Below are 22772 nucleotides of genomic sequence, written 5' to 3' on the forward strand. Positions count from 1 at the left end.
ATCGGTGCGCGGCCGTGCGCGACGTGGGGCCGGGGGCCGGGTCACGAGCTGGGCTCGGGGGTCCTGTGCTGCGTGGTCTCCGGGCGGGCGGCGGACGGGGCGGGCACCTTGCCCTGCGCGAGCGCCTGGAGGTGCTCGACGAGCGTGATCAGTACGTACTTGCTCGACGAGCGGTCCCGCGCGTCGCACTCCACCAGGGGCACGTCGTCCGAGAGGTCGAGCGCCTCACGTATCTGCTGTTCGGTGTGGAGCGGGCCGCCGAAGTCGTTGCACGCCACGATGAACGGCGTGCCATGGTGCTCCAGACGGTCGATCGCGTACCAGGAGTCGGCCAGCCGGCGGGTGTCGACGAGCACGACGGCACCGAGCGTCCCCGCGAACAGCCGGTCCCACAGGAACCAGAAGCGTTCCTGACCGGGGGCGCCGAAGAGATACAGCACCGAGCGCTCGTCGAGCGTGATCCGGCCGAAGTCGAAGGCGACGGTCGTGGACGTCTTCGACTGCACACCGTCGAGACGGTCGACGGCCTCGCCCGCGCGGGTCATGGTCTCTTCCGTGTTCAGCGGACGGATCTCGCTGACGGAGCGGACCATGGTGGTCTTGCCGACCCCGAAGCCGCCGACGACGACGATCTTCAGTCCGTTGTCGGCCGTCGCCTGCAGGGCGGCACGGTCAGAGATTGCGGAGTCCAACGAGCACCTGTTCCAGGATGTCGGGGTCGGGGAGCCGGTCCGCGACACGGGCGGTACGGGGGTGGCGAGCACTGATCCGGCTGGTGTCCAGCAGATCGGACAGCATGATCCGGACGATGCCGACCGGCAGGCCGAGGCCCGCCGCGATCTCCACGACCGCGGTGGGCCGCTTGCACATCCGCAGGATCGTGATGTGCTCCGACTGCATGCCGGGGACCGGCTCGCATTCGGAGACCACCAGCGTCACCAGGTCGAACGCGTCCGAACCGGACCGGCTGCGGCCACCGGTGAGGGTGTACAGCCGGTCCGGGGAGTCGTCCCGGCCGGGGCGGGGGCGGCGGGTCATGCGTCGGCGGTCACGTCGGTGGTGGTGACTTCGACGGTCCCCGAGGGCGTGCGCGGCGGGGCGACGAGGTGCTCACCGAGCTGCTCGACGAGCTCACTCATGTTGTGCCCGACGAGGCCGACATCGGCGTCGTCGTCGGCGACGACCGCGAGATGGGCGCCCGCGCCCGCCTCGACGATGAACAGCACGCCGCCGTAGAACTCGGCCATCGCGGAACGTACGCCGCCGGTGCCGTCACCGAACTCGACGGACGCGCCGTGGGACAGGCTCTGGATGCCGGCCGAGATCGCGGCCAGCTGGTCGGCCTGGTCGACGGTGAGCTCGGGGGTGCGGCAGAGCTTGAGGCCGTCCCTGGACAGGACGAGGGCGTGCCGGGTCCCGGGGGTTCGCTCCAGGAGCCCCTCCAGCAGCCAGTTGAGCTTCTCGTCGGTGGTCGCGGTCATGGGGTGTTGCCTTCCGGGTGCGGGGAGTGGGGCCGTACAGCCTGGCGGAAGCTGCTGAAGCGTGCTGCCTGGTCCTTGGGGTCTGCGGTACGGGGCCGGGGAGGTGCGGTCGTGCCGTTCGTGCGGGTACGGGACTCGGCGGCGGCGAGAGTACGGCCCCGGGGGCGCTTGGGCAGGCCGCTGTCGCCGAGCGCCGGCTCGGATGCGGAGGGCTCGGAGGACGCCGTGCCGGTGCGGGGCGCGTCGGATGCGGGGCCGGCCCCCGGTGCCGCGGCGGCGGGTTCGGGGGCGGGGGCCGCCGCGAGGACCGGGGCGGGTTCCGGGGTGGCCACCGGGATCCGGGTGATCAGCTCCTGGGGAAGCATCATCAGCGCCCCCGTGCCGCCCCGTGCGGACGGCCGGAACGACACCGTCAGTCCGTGCTTCCGGGCCAGCCGGCCGACGACGGCGAGGCCGAGCCGGGTGCCGGACAGACCGGTGAGGTCCTGGTCGGTGGCCGACACCGCACGCTCGGCGCGCCGCAGTTGCACCTCGCTCATCACCAGACCGCTGTCCTCGACGGTCAGCACGACACCGGCCGGTACCTCCTCGACGTACACATGGACTTCCGCGGTGGGCGGCGAGAAGTTGGCGGCGTTGTCGAGGAGTTCGGCGAGGGCGTGCATGACCCCTTCGGCGGCGTGGCCGGCGATGGCGACGTCGCTGGTCGAGTGGAGCCGTATCCGCTGGTAGCCGTTGATCCGGCCCATCGCGCCGCGCAGGATGGACTCCATCCTGATCGGCTTCGCCCAGCGGCGCCCCGAGCGGGCCCCGGTCAGCACGGCGATGGAGTCGGCCAGGCGTCCCGCCTGGGCGGTGCGGTGGTCCAGGTGCAGCAGATCGCCGAGGACGTCCTCGGCGGAGTGCCGGTGCTCCATCTCGCGCAGGTCGGCGAGCATGCCGGTGGCGAGGGCCTGCATCCGGCCCGCGGCGTTGGCGCAGGCGGCGACCGCGGCGGAGCGCAGCGTGTCGCTGCGGGCCGCGCGGGCGGTGAGCCGCTCGATCTCCGCGCCCAGCCGCTCGGTCTCGGCCTCCAGCCTGGCTGTTTCGGCGGCCGCCTGTTCGGCGATCCTGGCCGTCTCCGCGGCCGCCTGCTCGGCGGCCTTGGCGGTCTCGGCCGAGGCGGCGGCCTTGATCCTGGCCGTCTCCGCGGTGAACCGCTGGGCCTCGGCCGCGGACGACGACACCATGCGCGAGGTCTCGGCGCTGAACCGCTCGGCCTCCGCCGCGCGGCGCGCGCGCAGCAGGCGCAGGGCGGCCCGGGAGTGGACGGCGGTGGCCACGGCGACGGACAGCAGTACGGCGGCAGCGCTCGCCCCCCAGGCCAGTGGGGTTCTGACCGAGGAGGGAGCGGCCGCGACCGCCCACAGACACAGGGAACCGGTGAGGGCCGCCGAGACCAGCAGGGCCAGTGCGGCCGGCCGTGATGAGGAGCGCAAGCGGATTCCTTGGGGCGGACGGTGCGGGACAGGGACGGATCCGGACAGTCGGGTACGGGAAGGGGTGAACGTAATAACTGGATCTGGCAATTCCTAATCAAGTCCGGGCCACTATATGAGAATTGACGATCTGTTTGTGAAGCGCTTGTGGTGTTCTCTGTTGTGTATGTGACCGTGGGCCCGACGAATTCCGACGTACTGACGTATTCGGGGGAAACGCGGGGGGCGGACGGCTCCGGCGGCCGGGCCGCGGCCCGATCGGCGGCATCCTGGGCACATGGCTGACGAGCAGGACCGGACCTCCCTTGCGCGAGCCCTCTCCAGCGCCGTGCGCGGAGAGGTGGAGTTCGACGCCGCCGCGCGGGCACTGATGACGATGGACGCCTCCAACTACCGCCGTGTGCCGCTCGGCGTCGTCGCCCCGCGCGACGCCGACGACGTCGCCGCCGCGCTCGCCGTCTGCCGCGCACACGAGGTCCCCGTCGTGCCGCGCGGCGGCGGCACGTCCATCGCGGGGCAGGCCACCGGCACCGGTGTGGTCCTCGACCTCACCCGTCACCTCCGGTCGGTCGTCGAGCTGGACGCCGCGTCCCGTACGGCCGTCGTCCAGCCGGGCGTGGTCCTGGACGACCTGCGCGCGGCCGCCGCACCGCACGGCCTCACCTTCGGCCCCGACCCGTCCACGCACAGCCGCTGCACGCTCGGCGGGATGATCGGCAACAACTCCTGCGGCTCGCACTCGGTGGCCTGGGGCACCACCGCCGACAACGTCGAGGCGCTGACCGTCGCCCGCTACGGCGGCGACACGATCGGGCTGACCGGACGCGGCGGCTGGGACGGTGCCCCCACCGGCCTCCGCGAACTGGCCGCCGGTCACCTCGCCCTCCTGCGCACCGGATTCCCGGAACTCCCGCGCCGCATCTCGGGATACGCCCTCGACGCCCTGCTCCCGGAGCGCGGCCCGGACCTCGTCCGCGCCTTCTGCGGCAGCGAGGGCACGCTCGGCGTGGTGACGGAGGCGACCGTCCGGCTGGTCGAGGTGCCCAGCGCCCGCGCGCTCGCGGTACTCGGGTACGCCGACGAGTCCGCGGCCGCCGAAGCCGCCCCCGGCCTCCTCCCGTACCACCCCCTGACCGTCGAGGGCATGGCCGCCGACCTCGTGCGTGAACCGGCCGGCCTGCCGCGCGGCGGAGCCTGGCTCTTGGTCGAGACCGGCGGCGCCACCCCGCCCGATGCGCGGGCACACGCCGAGCGCATCCTGCGGGCGGCCGACGCCGTGGACGCGGCCGTCGTCACCGACCCGGCCGGTCAGCGGGCCCTGTGGCGCATCCGGGAGGACGCGTCCGGCACCGCGACCCGGATGCCCGACGGCAGTGAGGCCTGGCCCGGCTGGGAGGACTGCGCCGTACCGCCCGCCCGCCTCGGCCCCTATCTGCGCGACTTCCGGTCCCTGCTCGCCGAGCACGGGCTGCGCGGCACCCCGTACGGGCACTTCGGCGACGGCTGCATCCACGTACGCATCGACTTCGACCTGCTGAGCGGTGACGGCGTGGCCCGCTTCCGCCGCTTCTCCGAGGAGCTGGCGGCGCTCGTCGTCGCGCACGGCGGCTCGCTGAGCGGAGAGCACGGCGACGGGCTGGCGCGGGCCGAACTGCTCTCCCGCATGTACGGGGACGAACTCGTCGCGCTCTTCGGGCAGTTCAAGGACGCCTGGGACCCGTACGGCGGGATGAACCCCGGCGTACTCGCCCGACCCGCCCGCCTCGACGAGAACCTCCGCTTCGACGTCCTGCCGAAACGCCCGGTGGACGTCACCTTCGGCTACCCGGACGACGGCGGCGACTTCTCGGCGGCCGTACGGCGGTGTGTCGGCGTCGGCAAGTGCCGGACGGCGCGGCCGACGGGCACGGACGTGATGTGCCCGTCGTTCCGGGCGACCGGCGAGGAGGCCCACTCCACCCGCGGCCGGGCGCGGCTGCTGCACGAGATGCTCGCCGGCGAGGTCGTCACGGACGGCTGGCGCAGCGAGGAGGTGCGCGGTGCGCTCGACCTCTGCCTGTCCTGCAAGGGGTGTCGGAGCGACTGCCCGGTGGGCGTGGACATGGCCACGTACAAGGCGGAGTTCCTGCACCACCACTACCGCGGGCGGCTGCGCCCCGCGGCCCACTATGCGATGGGCCGGCTGCCGCAGTGGCTGCGGCTCGCCTCGCCGTTCGCGGGGGCGCTGAACGCACTGGCCCGCGTCCGCCCGCTCGCCGCCCTCGCGAAGCGGCTGGCAGGCATCGCACCGGAGCGGACGATTCCGGTACTGGCGGGGGAGACGTTCACCCGGTGGGCCGGCAGGCGCAGACCGCTGACCCTGCCGAGCGACCGGGTGGTGACCGTCTGGCCGGACACCTTCACCGACCATCTGTCGCCGGAGGTCGGCAGGGCGGCGGTCCGGGTCCTGGAGGCGGCGGGCCGTACGCCCGTCCTCCTCGGGCGGGGCGTGTGCTGCGGCCTCACCTATGTGTCGACGGGCCAGCTGGACAAGGCGCGCACGGTCATGCGCCGCACCCTGGACCGGATGGGGCCCTCCCTCGGCGATCCGCTCGTCGTCCTGGAGCCGAGCTGCGCCGCCACCCTCCGTACCGACCTGCCGGAACTCCTCCCCGACGACCCCCGCGCCACCGAACTCGCCGCCTCCGTACGCACCTTGGCGCAGTACCTGGAGGAGTACGCCCCCGACTGGCAGCCCCCGCGCCTGGACCGCCCCGTCGTCGGCCAGACGCACTGCCACCAGCACGCGGTCCTCGGCGACGCGGCGGAACGGCGGCTGCGCGAACGCGCCGGACTGACAGGAGAACTGAGCGGCGGCTGCTGCGGACTTGCGGGGAACTTCGGTTTCGAACGGGGCCACTGGGGGGTGTCGGTGGCCTGTGCGGAGGAGCAGCTGCTGCCTTCGGTACGGGACGCGGAACCCGGCACGGAGGTCCTTGCGGACGGCTTCTCCTGCCGCACCCAGCTGGCACAGCTGGCGGGTGTGCGGGGGAGACACCTGGCGGAACTGCTGGCGGAGGGGTGTGGCCCCGTCGACGACACCGCGGGCCCCCGCGGCGAGTGAGCAGCGGGGGCCCGGGCTCGGGAAGAGGCGTGGCGGGGAGCGATCAGCTCCCCTCCACCGCCCGCACCACCGCTGCCACCAACCGCTCGTTCTCCGGAGCCGCCCCGCCCGGGAAGGCGTACCGGCGGCGTGTGTACCCGTACGCCACCCCGGCCGCCGGATCGGCGAACGCCTGCGACCCCGCGGCGCCGCAGTGCCCGAACGCCCCCTCACCCAACGACGGGTACCGGACCGACGGCCGCTCGAAGCCGAGCCCGAAGTGGTCCTTCTCGTCGGTCACCAGGTCGGTGCCGGCGGCGTGCAGGCGGGCGAACTCGGCCAGCGTCCGCGCCCCGAGCAGCGGGGCCCGGCCGTCCACGTGCGAGATGGCGGCCGCGTACATCCCGGCCAGCCCGCGCGCCGAGCCCACGCCGCCCACCGAGGCCGGGCCGAGCGCCCGCACGGACGGGGTGTTGATCCAGGCGGTCAGATCGGTCGGGTAGTTGAAGGCGACAGCCCTGAGGCTCGCCGGTTCGACCGGAGCGAGCGCCAGCGCGGCCGCCTGCTCCGCAGTGGGTGCCATGGGCCGGGCGGGGACGTAGCGGGGTTCGAGCGACGCGGGCTGCCCCAGGTAGAGGTCCAGTCCATAGGGAACCCTGATCCGCTCCTCGAAGAGTTCCTGGATCGACCGCCCGGTCGCCCGCCGCACCACCTCGCCGGTGAGGGCCGCGATCACCACGCCGTGGTACCCGTACGCCGTGCCGGGCTTCCAGAACGGCTTCTGCCCCGCCAGCCGGGCCGCGAGCAACCGGTCGTCGGCCAGCTCCTCGTCCGAGAAACCGCCCTCCACCCCGATCACCCCGGAGGCGTGCGCGAGCAGCTCCCGCAGGGTCAGCTCGCCCTTGCCCTCCGCGGCGAACTCGGGCCAGTAGGAAGCGACCGTGCGGTCCAGGTCCAGGACGCCGTCCTGGACCAGCAGCGCGACGACCAGGTGGGCGGCGCCCTTGGTGGACGAGAACACGGCCGGCAGCGAATCCGCCTCGATCCCGTCCCCGGCCCAGAGGTCGACGACCGTGCGGCCGTGCAGCAGCACCGCGAGCTGGGACCCGGGTTCGGTGGTGTCCTCGGCGAGCACGGCGGCGTACGTGCCCCGTACACCTTCGAAGCCGGGTGCGACGGTTCCGTGCACGGTGATGTCGTTCGTCATGGTGATCCCCCCCGGATGGCGGCCGGCCTCCGCTCGGCCCTCACCGCACCCCAACTCCACGGCGGGGCAAGGAAATTCCCTCACCCGGAGAGGTCCTCCCCGATGATCTCGCGGGCCAGCGCGGCGAGTTTCGGCAGCGCCGGATGGCCGGGTGCGTCACGCCGGGCGAGCAGCAGCGGGACGGTCGGGGCGTCGACCAGCGGACGGTAGGCGACCCCGGCGTGCGGATGCATGCCGGCGGTGGAGGCGGCCGACACCCCGGAGCCGCGGCCGGCGGCGATGGCGGTCAGCCAGTCGTCGGTGTTGGCGACCGTGAGCGTGGCGGCGGGGCGGGCGTGCGGCGGCCACAGGTCGACGGTGGTGGTGCCGGAGACGGTGTTGAGGACGATGGTGCCGTCCGCGAGATCGGCGAGACGGAGCGTGCGGTGCACGGCGAGCGGCCCGTCCGCCGTCACCGCGGCCACCCGGTCCTCGTCGAACAGCACCTCGGTGACCAGTCCCGGCGTGTCGACGGGCCCGCGCAGGAGCGCCGCGTCGACCTCGCCGCGGGTGAGCCCGGCCGTGCGGTCGTCGATCCGCAGCAGTTCGAGGGGCGTCTGCGGGTACCTCTCCTGCCAGCTGCGGAGCAGCGGTGTGGTGTACGGGCCGAGCGCGGACCAGGCGTGCCCGAGCCGCAGCGGCCAGTGGCGCAGGCCGCCGGAGTCGACCGCCTCGTCGAAGGCGGCCACCGCGGCGGCGGCCTTGTCCCGGAAGACGACGCCCTCGGGGGTGAGGGCGAGGTGGTGGGTGGAGCGGTCCACGAGCCGGACTCCGAGGTGCTGCTCCAGGGCGGCGAGGGTGCGGGAGACGGCGGGCTGGGTGAGCCCGAGCGCGGCTGCGGCGCGGGTGACGTTGCCCGCATCGGCGACGGCGAGGAAGGCGCGGAGATGACGCAGCTCGACGGGGCGTCCGGAGCCGTGGACCGAGTCCTGTCCTGTGCTCATGCGTGGGGAGCATAACGGGAGCGCACGCGGCATTTCACGCGCCGCGCGCAGGTCTCTACGGTGAAGAGGCGGGCCGCACGCCGACAGTGCAGTATCTTAAATTGGCAAGTGCAACACAGTGCACTCCATTCCGCTCAGCTCATCGAGGACGAAGGCCGCCACGTGAACGACCAGCGCAGTACCGCGGAGCCGGCCGCAGCAGCCGTCGCCCTGCCGGAGGCGGTGTCGGCCCTGGACGCGGCGGGCCCCGTTCCTCCGGGACGGCGTCAGGGTGGCCGCAGGGCGGCCCTCGCCCCGGTGGCGCTGGTGGTCGCGGGCGGACTCTCCGTGCAGTTCGGCTCGGCGGTCGCGGCGCTCCTGATGCCGAAGGCCGGTGCACTCGGGGTGGTCACGCTCCGGCTGGCGGTCGCCGCGGTCGTCCTGATGGCCGTCTGCCGTCCGAAGCTGCGCGGCCACTCGCGGGCCGACTGGGGGACGGTGGTCGCGTTCGGCGTCGCCATGGGTGCCATGAACATGCTCTTCTACCAGGCGCTCGACCGTATTCCGCTGGGCGTGGCGGTCACGCTGGAGGTGCTCGGCCCGCTGGCGCTCTCGGTGATCGCCTCCCGCCGCCTGGTCAACCTCGTCTGGGCGGGGCTCGCACTGGGCGGGGTGTTCCTGCTGGGCGGCGGTGGCTTCGACCGCCTCGACCCCCTCGGCGCCGCGTTCGCCCTCGGCGCCGGCGCGATGTGGGCGACGTACATCGTCTTCAGCGCCCGCACCGGCCGCCGCTTCCCGCAGGCCGACGGACTGGCTCTGGCGATGGTGGTCGCCGCGGTGCTGTCGCTGCCGCTGGGCCTCGTGGAATCGGGCGCGAAACTCGCCGTGCCGTCGACGGTGGCCATGGGTGCGGCGGTGGCGATGCTGAGCTCCGTACTCCCGTACACCCTGGAGCTGATGGCGCTGCGCCGGCTTCCCGCGCCCACGTTCGCCGTACTGATGAGCCTGGAACCGGCCATCGCGGCGACGGCCGGCTTCCTCATCCTCGACCAGGCGCTGACCGCCACCGACGCGCTGGCGATCGCCCTGGTCATCGGGGCGAGCATGGGAGCCGTCCGCAGCCAGGTGGCCGGCGACCGGCGCCTGAGGGCGAACGCCTGAGGGCCGTCCCGCCGGCCCGCTCGATCCGTCACCACGCGCAGGCCGCGTCCAGGTCCCAGATCGAATCCGCCAGCTCCACCGGAGGCACCGGCCAGGCGGAACCGTGCCAGTGGGCGATCCGCCACGACAGCCGCCGGGGCCAGAGGGGGGTGGACGGCAGCGCGGAGACCGGGACCCAGACCGGGGCGCCGCCGTAGTTGTCCAGGGTCTCCGGGGCGCCGACCTCGCCCTCGGTCTCCATCGTGAAGTAGTGGCCCCGGGTGCCGCCCCGCCAGATCCGGGCCACCTCACGTACGACCGTTCCGTGCAGGCCGGTCTCCTCCCGGAGTTCGCGGACCGCCGCCGCTTCCGGTGTCTCACCGGCCTCGACGCCGCCGCCCGGGATCTCGTAGTGGGAGCCCTCGTCCTGCTCGAAGCGGATCAGCAGCATCCGCGCGTCGCGGATGACGATCGCACCGCCGCGGACCCGGGTCGGGGCGACTGCCGTCGGGTCGTCAAGGGCGGCCGTGTCCTGCGGGGAAGCCCCCTGGGACCAGGCGCGCAGGACGCTCTCCGCCGTGCCGATGGGGCGGATCCGGGCGTGCAGCGCCTCGGGCAGCGGCAGCGCGACCGGCCGGCCGGCGGCGGTCCGGCCGTCCGCGAGGGTGTCCGGAAAGGCGCTCGGGGCGGCGCCCGGAAACGCGTAGTAGAGGCCGCCCTCGTCCCGATGCTCCTCCAGGACAAGCTTGTTGTCGTCGAAACGCACGCCCGCGGTGCGAGGTTCGTCAGTCATCGGCGGAGGCTAGCAGCCGGGACCCGGCCCGGCCGGGGAGTCGAATGTATCAAACAATGCAAGCATGCTTGCTTGTTTCACGGTCCGCTGACATGCTCCTCGGCACACCGCCGGCCCCGAGGGGAGCGCACCGTGTCCGATGCTGCAGCCGTGCTCGACGATCTGCGCAGCGAGAGCAACGAACTCGACGTGATCGTCGCTGAGTTGACTGCGGCACAGTGGGCCGGTCCGACCCCCGCCGAACGCTGGACCGTCGCCCATCAGATCGCCCATCTGACCTGGACCGACGAGGTCGCCCTGCTCGCCGTCACCGACCCGGACGCCTTCGCGGCGGAGGCCGCCAAGGCGCAGGCCGACCCCGGCACCTTCGTCGACCGGGCCGCCGAGGAGATCGTGGCGACGGCGCCGCAGGCGCTGCTCCGGCGCTGGCGCGACGGGCGCGACCGGCTCCAGCAGGTCCTGCGCGCCGCCCCGCCCGGCGCCCGCATCCCCTGGTACGGGCCGCCCATGAGCGTCGCGTCCATGGCGACCGCGCGGCTGATGGAGACCTGGGCGCACGGGCAGGACATCGCCGACGCCCTCGGTGTCGTACGCGAACCGGCCGCCCGGCTGCGGCACGTCGCCCGCATCGGGGTGCGCGCCCGTGACTACGCGTTCTTCGTCCGGGGGATCAAGCCGCCCGGCCAGGAATTCCGGGTCGAACTCACCGCGCCGGGCGGCGAGGTGATCGCGTACGGACCTGAGGACGCCGCGCAGCGCGTCACCGGGCCGCTGCACGACTTCTGCCTCCTCGTCACCCAGCGCGCCCACCGCGACGACCTCGCCGTACGTGCCGTCGGGGCCGACGCCGACCGCTGGCTGGACATCGCGCAGGCCTTCGCCGGCCCGCCCGGACCCGGCCGCGCACCGGCAGGCGGCGCCCGGTGACCGCCGCGCCGCTGCGGATCGGGAACGCCTCCGGTTTCTACGGCGACCGCTTCGACGCCGTGCGCGAGATGCTCACCGACGGTCCCCTCGACGTCCTCACCGGTGACTATCTCGCCGAGCTGACCATGCTCATCCTCGGGCGGAGCCGGCTGAAGGACCCGTCGCGCGGCTACGCCACCACCTTCCTCAAGCAGCTCGAGGAGGGACTCGGCCTCGCCCATGAGCGAGGGGTGAAGATCGTCGCCAATGCCGGGGGGCTCAACCCCGCCGGACTGGCCGACGCGGTACGGGAGTTGGCCCGAAAGGTGGGCGTGCCGGTCCGGGTCGCGCACGTCGAGGGCGACAGCCTGCCGGTGCCCGACGGCTTCCTCACCGCCAACGCCTACCTCGGCGGCCACGGAATCGCCGCCTGCCTGCGCGCGGGGGCCGACGTCGTCGTCACCGGCCGGGTCACCGACGCCGCGCTCGTCACCGGGCCCGCCGCCGCCCACTTCGGCTGGGGCCCGGACGATTACGACGCCCTTGCCGGGGCCGTCGTCGCCGGGCACGTCCTGGAGTGTGGCGCCCAGGCCACCGGCGGCAACTACGCGTTCTTCCGCGGCCACGACATCCGCCGCCCCGGCTTTCCGCTCGCCGAGATCCATGCCGACGGCTCGTCCGTGATCACCAAGCACGACGGCACGGGCGGCTTCGTCGACGTCGGGACCGTCACCGCGCAGCTGTTGTACGAGACCGGGGGCGCCAGGTACGCCGGCCCGGACGTCACCGCACGGCTCGACACCGTACGGCTGACCCAGGACGGCCCGGACCGCGTGCGGATCTCCGGGGTGCGCGGCGAGGCCCCGCCGCCCGCCCTCAAGGCCGGACTCACCCGGCTCGGCGGCTGGCGCAACGAGGTGGTCTTCGTCCTCACCGGGCTCGACATCGAGGCCAAGGCGCAGCTGGTGCGGGACCAGTGCGCGGATGCGTTCGCGCGGGCAGGGCGCAGGCCGGACGAGGTGCGGTGGGAGCTGGCCCGTACCGACAGGGCCGACGCCGGCACCGAGGAGACCGCCAGCGCCCTGCTCCGGCTCGTCGTGCGCGACCAGGAGCCGGAGACGGTCGGAAGGGCGGTGTCCGGGGCCGCGATCGAGCTGGCCCTCGGCAGCTACCCGGGCTTCCATGTCACCGCCCCGCCCGGAAAGGGCGCGCCCTACGGGGTGTTCGAGGCGAGATACGTGCCGGCGGCGGAGGTCGAGCACATCGCCGTGGGTCCGGCCGGGCAGCGTGAGAGCGTGCCCGCCCCCGCACGGACCAGGGAACTCGATGCGGTGGAGCCGCCGCCGCTTCCCGAGCCGCTGCCCGCCGGGAGCACCCGGTCCGCCCCGCTCGGCCGTGTCGCCGGGGCCCGCAGCGGTGACAAGGGCGGCGACGCCAACATCGGCGTCTGGGTCCGCACGGACGACGCCTGGCGCTGGCTGGCCCACGAGCTCACCGTCGAGCGGTTGCGGGAACTCCTGCCGGAGACCGCCGGGCTGACCGTCGTACGGCACGTTCTGCCGAACCTGCGCGCACTCAACTTCGTCGTCCACGGCCTCCTCGGCGAGGGCGTCGCCGCGCAGGCCCGGTTCGATCCGCAGGCCAAGGCGGTGGGGGAGTGGCTGCGCTCCCGGTACCTGCCCGTCCCCGTCGCCCTGCTCGACACCACCGACGCACCGGAGGCCCACGCATGACCGTCCTGCCCACCGGGCTCGACACCACCGACGCACCGGAGGCCCACGCATGACCGTCCTGCCCACCGGGCTCGACACCGCGAGCCCCGAATACGCCGCGAACCGCGCCACCATGCTCGACAAGCTCGCCGAGCTCACCACCGAGCACGCCAAGGCCCTCGCGGGCGGCGGCGAGAAGTACGTCGAGCGGCACCGGGCGCGCGGCAAGCTCCTCGCCCGGGAGCGGATCGAGCTGCTGGTCGACGCCGACACCCCGTTCCTGGAGCTGTCACCGCTCGCCGCCTGGGGCAGCGAGTACGCCGTGGGCGCCTCGCTCGTCACGGGCGTCGGGGTCGTCGAGGGCGTGGAGTGCCTGATCACCGCCAACGATCCGACGGTACGCGGCGGCGCCTCCAACCCCTGGACCCTGAAGAAGGCCCTGCGCGCCAACGAGATCGCCTTCGCCAACCGGCTGCCCTGCATCAGCCTGGTCGAGTCGGGCGGGGCCGATCTGCCGTCCCAGAAGGAGATCTTCATCCCCGGCGGCGCACTGTTCCGGGACCTCACCCGGCTCTCCGCCGCCGGCATCCCGACCGTCGCGGTGGTGTTCGGGAACTCCACGGCCGGCGGGGCGTACGTCCCCGGGATGTCCGACCACACCGTCATGATCAAGGAACAGTCGAAGGTCTTCCTCGGCGGACCGCCCCTGGTGAAGATGGCGACCGGCGAGGAGAGCGACGACGAGTCCCTCGGCGGCGCCGACATGCACGCCCGCACCTCCGGTCTCGCCGACCATTTCGCCGTCGACGAGCACGACGCGCTGCGTCAGGCGCGGCGGATCGTGGCACGGCTCAACTGGCGCAAGGCGCACACCGATCCGGAACCCGCCGCGCCGCCGAAGTACGACGAGGACGAGCTGCTCGGGATCGTGCCGGGGGACCTGAAGGTGCCCTTCGACCCGCGCGAGGTCATCGCCCGGCTCGTCGACGGCTCGGACTTCGACGCGTTCAAACCGCTGTACGGGACAAGCCTCGTCACCGGCTGGGCCCGGCTGCACGGCTACCCCGTCGGCATCCTCGCCAACGCACAGGGGGTGCTGTTCAGCGAGGAGTCACAGAAGGCCGCCCAGTTCATCCAGCTCGCCAACCAGCGCGACATCCCCCTTCTCTTCCTGCACAACACCACCGGCTACATGGTCGGCAAGGAGTACGAGCAGGGCGGCATCATCAAGCACGGCGCGATGATGATCAACGCGGTGTCCAACTCCCGGGTCCCGCACCTTTCCGTGCTGATGGGCGCCTCCTACGGGGCCGGGCACTACGGCATGTGCGGGCGCGCCTACGACCCGCGCTTCCTGTTCGCCTGGCCGGGCAGCAAGTCCGCCGTCATGGGGCCGCAGCAGCTCGCGGGTGTGCTGTCCCTCGTCGCCCGGGCCTCCGCCGCCGCGAAGGGACGGCCCTACGACGACGAGGCCGACGCCGGGCTGCGGGCCATGGTCGAGCAGCAGATCGAGACCGAGTCGCTGCCGATGTTCCTCTCCGGGCGGCTGTACGACGACGGGGTCATCGACCCGCGCGACACCAGGACCGTCCTCGGGATGTGCCTGTCCGCGATCCATACCGCACCGGTCGAGGGCGCCCGCGGCGGCTTCGGCATCTTCCGGATGTGAGGACGAACGTGATCACTTCTCTGCTCGTCGCCAACCGGGGCGAGATCGCCTGCCGGATCTTCCGCACCTGCCGGGAACTGGGCATCGCCACCGTCGCCGTGTACTCCGACGCGGACGCCGGTGCGCTGCACGTGCGGGAGGCGGACACCGCCGTACGGCTGCCGGGGGCCGCGCCCGCCGACACCTATCTGCGCGGTGAACTCGTCGTACGGGCGGCCCTCGCGGCGGGCGCCGACGCCGTGCACCCCGGCTACGGCTTCCTCTCCGAGAACGCCGGGTTCGCCCGGGCCGTGCAGGACGCCGGGCTCGTCTGGGTCGGACCGCCGGTCAAGGCCATCGAGGCCATGGCGTCCAAGACCCGCGCCAAGGAGCTGATGGCCGCCGCCGGTGTGCCGCTGCTCGCCCCCGTCGACCCGGCGACGGTGACCACCGCGGATCTGCCGCTGCTGCTGAAGGCCGCGGCGGGCGGCGGCGGACGCGGCATGCGGGTGGTACGGGAACTGGCCGACCTGAAAGGCGAGTTGCAGGCCGCGGAGGCGGAAGCCGCCCACGCCTTCGGGGACGGCGAGGTGTTCGCCGAGCCGTACGTCGAGCGCGGCCGGCACGTCGAGGTCCAGATCATGGCCGACGCGCACGAGACCGTCTGGGCGCTCGGCACCCGCGACTGCTCGCTCCAGCGCCGCCACCAGAAGGTCATCGAGGAGGCCCCCGCACCCGGCCTCGACGACGCGCTGCACACCCGGCTGCACGAGGCGGCGACCGCCGCCGCACGCACCGTCGGATACCGGGGTGCGGGGACCGTCGAGTTCCTTGTCACCGCCGATGGGCGTCCGTACTTCCTGGAGATGAACACCCGCCTCCAAGTGGAACACCCGGTCACCGAGGCCGTCTTCGGACTCGACCTCGTCGCCCTGCAACTGTCCGTCGCGGAGGGCGAACCGCTCCCGTCCGACGTGCCCCCGGCCCCGCAGGGGCACGCCGTCGAGGCCCGGCTCTACGCGGAGGACCCGGCCCGCGGCTGGCAGCCGCAGACCGGACCACTGCTCACCCTGGACGTGCCCGACGCACCCGGTCTGCGGCTCGACACCGGATACACCGGCGGCGACACCATCGGCATGCACTACGACCCGATGCTCGCCAAGGTCATCGCCCACGCCCCCACCCGCACCCAGGCCGTACGGCTCCTCGCCCGCGCCCTGGAACGCACCCGCATCCACGGCCCGGTCACCAACCGCGACCTGCTCGTACGGTCCCTGCGCCACCCCGACTTCACCGCGGCCCGCCCCGACACCGGCTTCTACGACCGCCACCTGGCCGCCCTCACCCGCACTCCGGGCGACGACACGGACCGGCACCTCGCGGCCCTCGCCGCGACCGCCGCCCAAGCCGCCCGGCACCCGGGTGGGGCCGGTACGTCCCGCTTCGGCGCCTGGCGCAACGTCCCCTCCCAGAACCAGATCAAGCGCTACCGCAGCGAACCCGACGGCGCCGCGTACGAGATCGCCTACCGCACCACGCGCACCGGTGCGATCGAGGCCCACGGTGCCCGCATCCTCACCGCCACCCCCGACAGCGTCACCGTCGAGACCGGCGACGGCGTCACCCACCACTTCAGCCTCACCACCCACCACGACCGGGTGTACGTGGACGGTGCCACCGGCTCGTACACCTTCACCGAGCTGCCCCGCTTCACCGACCCCACCGAGCGGACCGAACCCGGCTCCCTGCTCGCCCCCATGCCCGGCACCGTCGTCCGGCTCGCCGACGGCCTCGCACCCGGCGCCGCCGTCCGGGCCGGGCAGCCCCTGATCTGGCTGGAGGCGATGAAGATGGAACACCGCATCCTCGCTCCCGCCGCCGGCACCCTCACCGCGCTCCATGTCGCACCCGGCCTCCAGGTGGAGGTCGGCGCCCTGCTCGCCGTCGTGCAAGACGCACAGGAGGAACCGACCCCATGAGCACCGTCCTCGAAACCGAAGAGCAACAAGCCCTGCGCGCCGCCGTCGCCGCACTCGGAAAGCGGTACGGACGCGACTACATGACCTCCGTCGTCCGCGACGGCGCCCATCCCCGCGAGCTGTGGGCCGAAGCCGCCAAGCTCGGCTACCTGGGGGTCAACCTCCCGGAGGAGTGCGGCGGCGGAGGCGGCGGCATGGTGGAACTCTCCATAGTGCTGGAGGAGTTGGGGGCGGCCGGATCGCCGCTCCTCATGATGATCGTCTCCCCGGCGATCTGCGGCACCGTCATCGCCCGCTTCGGCACCGACGCCCAGAAGCAGCAGTGGCTCCCCGGCCTCGCGGACGGCTCCCTCACCATGGCCTTCGGCATCACCGAGCCCGACGCCGGATCCAACTCCCACCGCATCACCACCACCGCCCGCCGCGACGAAGGGGGCCCCTCCCGCTCGAGCGGAGCCGAGAGTGGGGGAGGCTGGCTGCTCACCGGGCGCAAGGTGTTCGTCTCCGGCGTCGACATCGCCGACGCCACCCTCATCGTCGGGCGCACCGAGGACGCCAGGACCGGCAGGCTCAAGCCCTGCCTCTTCATCGTCCCGCGCGACGCCCCAGGATTTCAGCGCTCGCAGATCGACATGGAACTCCAGGCACCGGAGAAGCAGTTCGAACTCGTCCTGGACGACGTGCGGCTGCCCGCCGACGCGCTCGTCGGAGAGGAGGACGCGGGCCTCCTCCAGCTCTTCGCCGGACTCAACCCCGAACGCATCATGACCGCCGCGTTCGCCCTCGGTATGGGACGGTTCGCGCTCGGCCGCGCCGTCGAGTACGCCCGGACCCGGCAGGTGTGGAAGGAGCCCATCGGCTCCCACCAGGCCATCGCCCACCCGCTCGCCCAGGCCCACATCGAACTCGAACTGGCGCGCCTGATGATGCAGAAGGCCGCCCGGCTCTACGACGAGGGCGACGACATCGGCGCGGGCGAGGCCGCCAACATGGCGAAGTACGCCGCCGCCGAGGCGTGTGTCAAAGCCGTCGACCAGTCCGTGCACACCCTCGGCGGCAACGGCCTCACCCGCGAATACGGGATCGCGTCCCTGATCACCGCCTCCCGCGTCGCCCGGATCGCACCCGTCAGCCGGGAGATGATCCTGAACTACGTTTCCCACCAGTCCCTGGGTCTCCCCAAGTCGTACTGATTCGGGGGACTCTGTCCCTCCACGCCGCATCGAAGGGACCCACCACGATGAATGTGTTCCGCAGCGCGTACGCCGCCGTCCCGGTGCTCGACCTGCCCATCCACGAAGCGGTCCTCGGACAGGCGGCCACCCACGGCGACACGGTCGCCCTGATCGACGGCACGAACGACACCACCCGCCTCACCTACCGGCAGCTCGACACCTTCCACCGCCGGACCGCGGCGGCGCTCGCCGCCGCCGGGGTCCGCAAGGGCGACGTCGTCGCCCTGCACAGCCCCAACACCCTCGCCTACCCGACGGTCTTCTTCGGCGCCACCCGAGCCGGCGCGACCGTCACCACCGTCCACCCGCTCGCCACCGCGGAGGAATTCGCCAAGCAGCTCCGCGACTCCTCCGCGCGCTGGATCGTCACCGTCTCCCCGCTCCTCGAGACCGCCCGCCGGGCCGCCGAACTCGTCGGCGGCATCGAGGAGATATTCGTCTGCGACCGGGCCGACGGGCACACCTCCGTACTCGACATGCTCACCTCCACCGCCCCCGAACCGCAGATCGCCATAGACCCTGCCGAGGACGTCGCCGCACTCCCGTACTCGTCCGGCACCACCGGCACACCCAAGGGCGTCATGCTCACCCACCGCTCCATGGCCACCAACCTGGAGCAGCTGCGGCCCTTCATCCCGATGAACCCCGGCGACCGGATCCTCGCCGTGCTGCCGTTCTTCCACATCTATGGGCTCACCGCCCTCATGAACGCCCCACTGCGGTCCGGCGCCACCGTCGTCGTGCTGCCGCGCTTCGACCTCGGCCAGTTCCTCGCCGCGATCGAGAAGCACCGGATCAACGGCCTGTACGTGGCCCCGCCGATCGTGCTGGCCCTCGCCAAACACCCGTCCGTCGCCCAGTACGACCTGTCGTCGCTGGAGTACATCGTCAGCGCCGCAGCCCCGCTCGACGCCGCTCTCGCCGACGCCTGCTCCCGCCGCCTCGGACTGCCGCCCGTACGCCAGGCGTACGGCATGACGGAACTCTCACCCGGCACCCACGTCGTCCCGCTCGCCGCCGAGAACCCGCCGCCCGGCGCCGTCGGCAGACTCCTGCCCGGCACCGAGATGCGGATCGTCTCCCTCGACGACCCGGACCGCGACGCCGGCATCGACACCGACGGCGAGATACTCATCCGCGGCCCGCAGGTGATGAAGGGCTACCTCGGCCGCCCCGAAGCCACCGCCGACATGATCGACACCGACGGCTGGGTGCACACCGGAGACATCGGCCGCGTCGACGCCGACGGCTGGCTCCACGTTGTCGACCGGGTCAAGGAACTCATCAAGTACAAGGGCTACCAGGTCGCCCCCGCCGAACTCGAAGCACTCCTGCTCGGCCACCCGTCGATCGCGGACGCCGCCGTCATCGGCGTCCACGACACCGACGGCAACGAAATCCCCAAGGCCTACCTCGTCCGGCAGACGACCGTCGCCGCCGACGGCCTCACCGCGGACGACGTCATGGCGTACGTCGCCGAACGCGTCGCCCCGTACAAGAAGATCCGACAGGTCGAATTCATCGGCGCCGTACCGCGCGCGACCTCCGGCAAGATCCTCCGGCGCGAGCTGCGCGACCGGGAGAAGGCCGCCGGAACGGCGAAGGAGAAGGTGGGAGAGGCATGAGATCGGTCCGCACCGGCCACGAACGCGGCATCGCCACCGTACGGATGGACTCCCAGGCGAACCGCAACGCGCTCTCCGCGCGGCTCGTCACCGAACTCCGCGACACCCTCGCCGCATTCGGTGCGGACGACACCGTACGGGCCGTGGTCCTCACCCACACCGGCACCACGTTCTGCGCCGGCGCCGACCTCGCCGCACCCCCGGATCCCCAGGCGTTCGTCGGCCTGATGCGGGAGATCGTGACCCTGCCCAAACCGGTCGTCGCCCGCGTCGACGGGCACGTCCGCGCGGGCGGCCTCGGCCTCCTCGCGGCCTGCGACATCTCGGTCGCCGGACCGGCCTCCACCTTCGCCCTCACCGAATCACGACTGGGCCTCGCCCCTGCCGTCATCTCCCTGCCGCTGCTGCCCCGCCTGGACCCGGCCGCGGCCTCCCGCTACTACCTCACCGGAGAACGCTTCGACGCGGCGGAAGCCGCCCGCATCTCCCTCGTCACGATCGCCACGGAGGACGTGGACAAGGCGCTCATACCCGTACTCGACGGGCTGCGCAGGGCCTCACCCCAGGGGCTGGCGGCATCGAAGGAGCTGGTCACGGCTACTGTGCGGGAAAGTTTCGACCAGTACGCCGAAGACCTCATCGCCCGCTCGGCAGCACTCTTCGCCTCCGCCGAGGCACGAGAAGGGATGACGGCCTTCCTCGAACGACGGGACCCCGCATGGGTGTTGTGACGCCCTCGACCGACAGGACCCCCAAGCAGGACCGCAGCCGCGCCACCCGCCGGCGGCTGCTCGAAGCCGCGGTCGCCTGCCTCGCCGAACACGGCTGGGCAGGCTCCACGGTCTCCGTCGTCGCCGAACGCGCAGGTGTCTCCCGCGGCGCGGCCCAGCACCACTTCCCCACCCGCGAGGACCTGTTCACCGCAGCCGTCGAATACGTCGCCGAGGAACGCTCCGCCGCCCTGCGCGCCCTGCCTGTACAGGGCCGCACGGCCGTCGTCGCCGCCCTCGTCGACCTCTACACGGGCCCGTTGTTCCGCGCCGCACTCCAGCTCTGGGTCGCCGCATCGAACGAGGCGTCGCTGCACCCCCGCGTCAGCGAACTCGAAGCCCGCGTCGGCCGCGAGACCCACCGCATCGCCGTCGGACTCCTCGCCGCTGACGAGACGAAGCCCGGCGCACGCGAGACCGTCCAGGGCCTCCTCGACATGGCCCGCGGCCTGGGCCTGGCCAACGTACTGACCGACGACACCGCCCGGCGCGGGCGGGTCGTCGCCCAGTGGGCGGCCCTGGTGGACGACGCACTGGGCTGAGCACCGGGGCAGGGACTCCCAGGCGTACGCCGGCGTCGGGACGGCCCGGCCAACAGCTTCCGCATCGAGTCCGACCCGACCGGGCACGAAGGGCGCGGCGCCCCGGCATGGGACACCGCGCCCGTCCGGCACCCGGCGGCTCACCCGGTGATGTCGCCGTACCCCTCGATCTCCCGCGGATCACGCGGCCCCGGACCGATATAGCGCGCCGACGGACGCACCAGCCGCCCCGTCCGCTTCTGCTCCAGGATGTGCGCCGACCAGCCCGCCGTACGCGCGCACGTGAACATCGACGTGAACATGTGCGCCGGGACCTCCGCGAAGTCCAGCATGATGGCCGCCCAGAACTCCACGTTCGTCGCCAGCACCCGGTCCGGGCGCCGCGCGTGCAACTCCTCGAGCGCCGCCTTCTCCAGCGCCTCCGCCACCTCGAACCGCGGCGCGCCGAGCTCCTTCGCCGTGCGCCGCAGCACCCGCGCCCGCGGGTCCTCCGCCCGGTACACCCGGTGCCCGAAGCCCATCAGCCGCTCACCCTTGTCCAGGGCCTGCTTCACATACGCGGTGGCGTCACCGGTCCGCTCGATCTCTTCGATCATCCCGAGGACACGCGACGGCGCACCGCCGTGCAGCGGCCCCGACATCGCACCGACCGCGCCGGACAGCGCCGCCGCCACATCCGCGCCCGTCGACGCGATGACCCGGGCAGTGAACGTGGAGGCGTTCATGCCGTGTTCGGCGGCCGACGTCCAGTACGCGTCGACGGCCTTCACATGCTTCGGGTCCGGCTCCCCGCGCCAGCGGATCATGAACCGCTCGACGACGGACTGCGCCTTGTCGATCTCGCTCTGCGGCACCATCGGCAGCCCCTGGCCGCGTGCCGACTGGGCGACGTACGACAGTGCCATCACGGCGGCCCGCGCCAGATCGTTGCGCGCGGTCTCCTCGTCGATGTCGAGCAGCGGCTTCAGCCCCCACACCGGCGCCAGCATCGCCAGCGCGGACTGCACATCGACCCGGATGTCACCCGAGTGGACGGGGATCGGGAACGGCTCGGCGGGCGGCAGCCCGGGGTTGAACGCCCCGTCGACCAGCAGGCCCCACACGTTCCCGAACGACACATGACCGACGAGATCCTCGATGTCGACCCCGCGGTAGCGGAGCGAACCGCCCTCCTTGTCGGGTTCGGCGATCTCCGTCTCGAACGCGATGACTCCCTCGAGCCCGGGTACGAAGTCGGACATCATGCGGCTCCCTCGAATTCGGCGGCTGTACGGAGGCCACAGTGGCCTGCCCCAAGATATTGGCGGGTTCCCACGACGCGGGGAAGCGTGACATCCCGCACAGAGCCCGGGATTACCGGTGCGTGGTTGACACCCCTCCTCGCCGGGCAAACTGCGCCGCTGCGGCAGGATGATCCCGTGCCCACCGCAGATTCCCCTTCCGATTCCACCACCGATCCGGCCGCCATGCGCGAGCAGTACCGCTCCGAGGGCTTCACCGAGGACACGCTGGCCGCCGACCCGATGCAGCAGTTCGCCCACTGGTTCCGGCAGATCGCCGCAGGTGGGATGGTCCACGAGCCGAACGCCATGGTGGTCTCCACGGCCACCCCCGACGGCCGCCCGTCCTCCCGCACGGTGCTGCTGAAGAAGTACGACGCCCGGGGTTTCGTCTTCTTCACCAACTACGCCTCCCGCAAGGGCCGCGAACTGGACGCCAACCCGTATGTGTCGCTGCTCTTCCCCTGGCACCCGCTGGCCCGCCAGGTCATCGTCACCGGCACCGCGGCCCGCATCGCCCGCGAGGAGACGGTCGCCTACTTCCGCACCCGCCCGCACGGCTCCCAGCTGGGTGCCTGGGCGAGCGAGCAGTCGTCGCTGATCGGTTCCCGCCAGGAGCTCATCGACCGGTACGAGGAACTGGCGGCCCGCTACCCGGAGGGCGAACACATCCCCGCACCCCCCGAGTGGGGCGGCTTCCGCGTCGTACCGGAGACCATCGAGTTCTGGCAGGGCCACGAGAACCGGCTGCACGACCGGCTGCGGTACGTACGCGAGGGCGACGGCTGGCGGGTGGAGCGCCTCAGCCCGTGACCGGGCGGCCCGGACACGCAGAAACCCGCGGGCTCTGGTCCCTCCTTGCGGAGGGGCCGGCCGGACTTACCGGCGAGCCCGCGGGTCGGTGACTGCTTGGGATTGGCCGGCGTCCGGCC

The 22772-nt window shown here is 72.8% G+C and carries 19 protein-coding genes; 11 read left to right on the forward strand and 8 right to left on the reverse strand.

Annotation, left to right across the window (positions count from 1 at the left end; genetic code table 11):
* Window positions 1–41: 41 nt before the first annotated feature.
* The 4 genes from LRD69_RS18510 to LRD69_RS18525 are packed head-to-tail and all read right to left on the reverse strand — an operon-like array spanning window position 42 to window position 2959.
* Window positions 42–692: an ATP/GTP-binding protein gene (locus LRD69_RS18510; RefSeq protein WP_277327692.1), complete on the reverse strand. Its 651-nt coding sequence runs from the start codon at window positions 690–692 to the stop codon at window positions 42–44.
* Entirely contained in the window at window positions 673–1038 is a 366-nt protein-coding gene (locus LRD69_RS18515) for a DUF742 domain-containing protein (RefSeq protein WP_277327693.1), read from the reverse strand. The genes LRD69_RS18510 and LRD69_RS18515 overlap by 20 nt, the downstream gene beginning before the upstream one ends.
* Window positions 1035–1481: a roadblock/LC7 domain-containing protein gene (locus LRD69_RS18520; protein WP_277327694.1), complete on the reverse strand. Its 447-nt coding sequence runs from the start codon at window positions 1479–1481 to the stop codon at window positions 1035–1037. The genes LRD69_RS18515 and LRD69_RS18520 overlap by 4 nt, the downstream gene beginning before the upstream one ends.
* Window positions 1478–2959, reverse strand: coding sequence for an ATP-binding protein (locus LRD69_RS18525; RefSeq protein WP_277327695.1), 1482 nt, complete (start codon window positions 2957–2959; stop codon window positions 1478–1480). Before LRD69_RS18525 ends, LRD69_RS18520 begins: the two co-directional genes overlap by 4 nt.
* A gap of 277 nt (window positions 2960–3236) precedes the next feature.
* On the opposite strand from LRD69_RS18525, the gene LRD69_RS18530 reads away from it, so the two are divergent.
* Entirely contained in the window at window positions 3237–6062 is a 2826-nt protein-coding gene (locus tag LRD69_RS18530; protein ID WP_277327696.1) for an FAD-binding and (Fe-S)-binding domain-containing protein, read from the forward strand.
* A gap of 43 nt (window positions 6063–6105) precedes the next feature.
* Here the strand turns inward: LRD69_RS18530 and LRD69_RS18535 are convergent, their stop codons facing one another.
* Together LRD69_RS18535 and LRD69_RS18540 are read right to left on the reverse strand one after the other, a co-directional pair.
* Window positions 6106–7248, reverse strand: coding sequence for a serine hydrolase domain-containing protein (locus LRD69_RS18535; protein ID WP_277327697.1), 1143 nt, complete (start codon window positions 7246–7248; stop codon window positions 6106–6108).
* 80 nt (window positions 7249–7328) lie between these two features.
* Window positions 7329–8231 carry a LysR family transcriptional regulator gene (locus LRD69_RS18540; RefSeq protein WP_277327698.1) on the reverse strand — a complete coding sequence of 301 codons (903 nt, stop codon included), beginning with the start codon at window positions 8229–8231 and terminating at the stop codon, window positions 7329–7331.
* 162 nt (window positions 8232–8393) lie between these two features.
* Here LRD69_RS18540 and LRD69_RS18545 point away from each other — a divergent pair, with 162 nt between their 5' ends.
* Window positions 8394–9371, forward strand: a complete 978-nt coding sequence (locus LRD69_RS18545; RefSeq protein WP_277329781.1) for an EamA family transporter — start codon at window positions 8394–8396, stop codon at window positions 9369–9371.
* Between the two features lie 28 nt (window positions 9372–9399).
* On the opposite strand, the gene LRD69_RS18550 is transcribed toward LRD69_RS18545, so the two are convergent.
* Complete coding sequence (locus LRD69_RS18550) at window positions 9400–10143, reverse strand: NUDIX domain-containing protein (protein WP_277327699.1); 744 nt, start codon at window positions 10141–10143, stop codon at window positions 9400–9402.
* Between the two features lie 132 nt (window positions 10144–10275).
* On the opposite strand from LRD69_RS18550, the gene LRD69_RS18555 reads away from it, so the two are divergent.
* The 8 genes from LRD69_RS18555 to LRD69_RS18590 are packed head-to-tail and all read left to right on the forward strand — an operon-like array spanning window position 10276 to window position 20560.
* A complete protein-coding gene (locus tag LRD69_RS18555; protein WP_277327700.1) occupies window positions 10276–11070 on the forward strand; it encodes a TIGR03084 family metal-binding protein in 795 nt (264 codons plus the stop codon).
* Window positions 11067–12782, forward strand: a complete 1716-nt coding sequence (locus tag LRD69_RS18560) for an acyclic terpene utilization AtuA family protein (protein WP_277327701.1) — start codon at window positions 11067–11069, stop codon at window positions 12780–12782. The genes LRD69_RS18555 and LRD69_RS18560 overlap by 4 nt, the downstream gene beginning before the upstream one ends.
* A gap of 49 nt (window positions 12783–12831) precedes the next feature.
* Window positions 12832–14430: a carboxyl transferase domain-containing protein gene (locus LRD69_RS18565; protein WP_277327702.1), complete on the forward strand. Its 1599-nt coding sequence runs from the start codon at window positions 12832–12834 to the stop codon at window positions 14428–14430.
* Window positions 14431–14438: 8 nt separating this feature from the next.
* Entirely contained in the window at window positions 14439–16388 is a 1950-nt protein-coding gene (locus tag LRD69_RS18570; RefSeq protein ID WP_277327703.1) for a biotin carboxylase N-terminal domain-containing protein, read from the forward strand.
* On the forward strand, window positions 16385–17581 hold the full coding sequence (locus LRD69_RS18575) for an acyl-CoA dehydrogenase family protein (protein WP_277327704.1): 1197 nt from the start codon (window positions 16385–16387) through the stop codon (window positions 17579–17581). Before LRD69_RS18570 ends, LRD69_RS18575 begins: the two co-directional genes overlap by 4 nt.
* A gap of 47 nt (window positions 17582–17628) precedes the next feature.
* Window positions 17629–19248, forward strand: a complete 1620-nt coding sequence (locus LRD69_RS18580; RefSeq protein ID WP_277327705.1) for a 4-coumarate--CoA ligase family protein — start codon at window positions 17629–17631, stop codon at window positions 19246–19248.
* Window positions 19245–19979, forward strand: coding sequence for an enoyl-CoA hydratase family protein (locus LRD69_RS18585; protein WP_277327706.1), 735 nt, complete (start codon window positions 19245–19247; stop codon window positions 19977–19979). Before LRD69_RS18580 ends, LRD69_RS18585 begins: the two co-directional genes overlap by 4 nt.
* Window positions 19967–20560 (forward strand): TetR/AcrR family transcriptional regulator, encoded by a 594-nt coding sequence (locus LRD69_RS18590; protein ID WP_277327707.1) that lies wholly within the window; start codon window positions 19967–19969, stop codon window positions 20558–20560. Before LRD69_RS18585 ends, LRD69_RS18590 begins: the two co-directional genes overlap by 13 nt.
* A gap of 140 nt (window positions 20561–20700) precedes the next feature.
* On the opposite strand, the gene LRD69_RS18595 is transcribed toward LRD69_RS18590, so the two are convergent.
* Window positions 20701–21801, reverse strand: coding sequence for a citrate synthase 2 (locus tag LRD69_RS18595; RefSeq protein ID WP_277327708.1), 1101 nt, complete (start codon window positions 21799–21801; stop codon window positions 20701–20703).
* Window positions 21802–22026: 225 nt separating this feature from the next.
* On the opposite strand from LRD69_RS18595, the gene pdxH reads away from it, so the two are divergent.
* Window positions 22027–22653 (forward strand): pyridoxamine 5'-phosphate oxidase, encoded by a 627-nt coding sequence (pdxH, locus tag LRD69_RS18600; RefSeq protein ID WP_277329782.1) that lies wholly within the window; start codon window positions 22027–22029, stop codon window positions 22651–22653.
* Window positions 22654–22772: the final 119 nt, after the last annotated feature.

Origin of the sequence: Streptomyces sp. JH14 (genome assembly GCF_029428675.1) — a bacterium.
In the GTDB taxonomy this organism is placed as follows: domain Bacteria; phylum Actinomycetota; class Actinomycetes; order Streptomycetales; family Streptomycetaceae; genus Streptomyces.

Coding starts and splice junctions, on each gene's coding strand:
- LRD69_RS18585 (WP_277327706.1), top strand. CDS start 19,245: ATGAGATCGGTCCGCACCGGCCACGAACGCGGCATCGCCACCGTACGG.
- LRD69_RS18515 (WP_277327693.1), bottom strand. CDS start 1,038: ATGACCCGCCGCCCCCGCCCCGGCCGGGACGACTCCCCGGACCGGCTG.
- LRD69_RS18535 (WP_277327697.1), bottom strand. CDS start 7,248: ATGACGAACGACATCACCGTGCACGGAACCGTCGCACCCGGCTTCGAA.
- LRD69_RS18565 (WP_277327702.1), top strand. CDS start 12,832: ATGACCGTCCTGCCCACCGGGCTCGACACCGCGAGCCCCGAATACGCC.
- LRD69_RS18575 (WP_277327704.1), top strand. CDS start 16,385: ATGAGCACCGTCCTCGAAACCGAAGAGCAACAAGCCCTGCGCGCCGCC.
- LRD69_RS18580 (WP_277327705.1), top strand. CDS start 17,629: ATGAATGTGTTCCGCAGCGCGTACGCCGCCGTCCCGGTGCTCGACCTG.
- LRD69_RS18595 (WP_277327708.1), bottom strand. CDS start 21,801: ATGTCCGACTTCGTACCCGGGCTCGAGGGAGTCATCGCGTTCGAGACG.
- LRD69_RS18540 (WP_277327698.1), bottom strand. CDS start 8,231: ATGAGCACAGGACAGGACTCGGTCCACGGCTCCGGACGCCCCGTCGAG.
- LRD69_RS18520 (WP_277327694.1), bottom strand. CDS start 1,481: ATGACCGCGACCACCGACGAGAAGCTCAACTGGCTGCTGGAGGGGCTC.
- LRD69_RS18530 (WP_277327696.1), top strand. CDS start 3,237: ATGGCTGACGAGCAGGACCGGACCTCCCTTGCGCGAGCCCTCTCCAGC.
- LRD69_RS18550 (WP_277327699.1), bottom strand. CDS start 10,143: ATGACTGACGAACCTCGCACCGCGGGCGTGCGTTTCGACGACAACAAG.
- LRD69_RS18590 (WP_277327707.1), top strand. CDS start 19,967: ATGGGTGTTGTGACGCCCTCGACCGACAGGACCCCCAAGCAGGACCGC.
- pdxH (WP_277329782.1), top strand. CDS start 22,027: ATGCGCGAGCAGTACCGCTCCGAGGGCTTCACCGAGGACACGCTGGCC.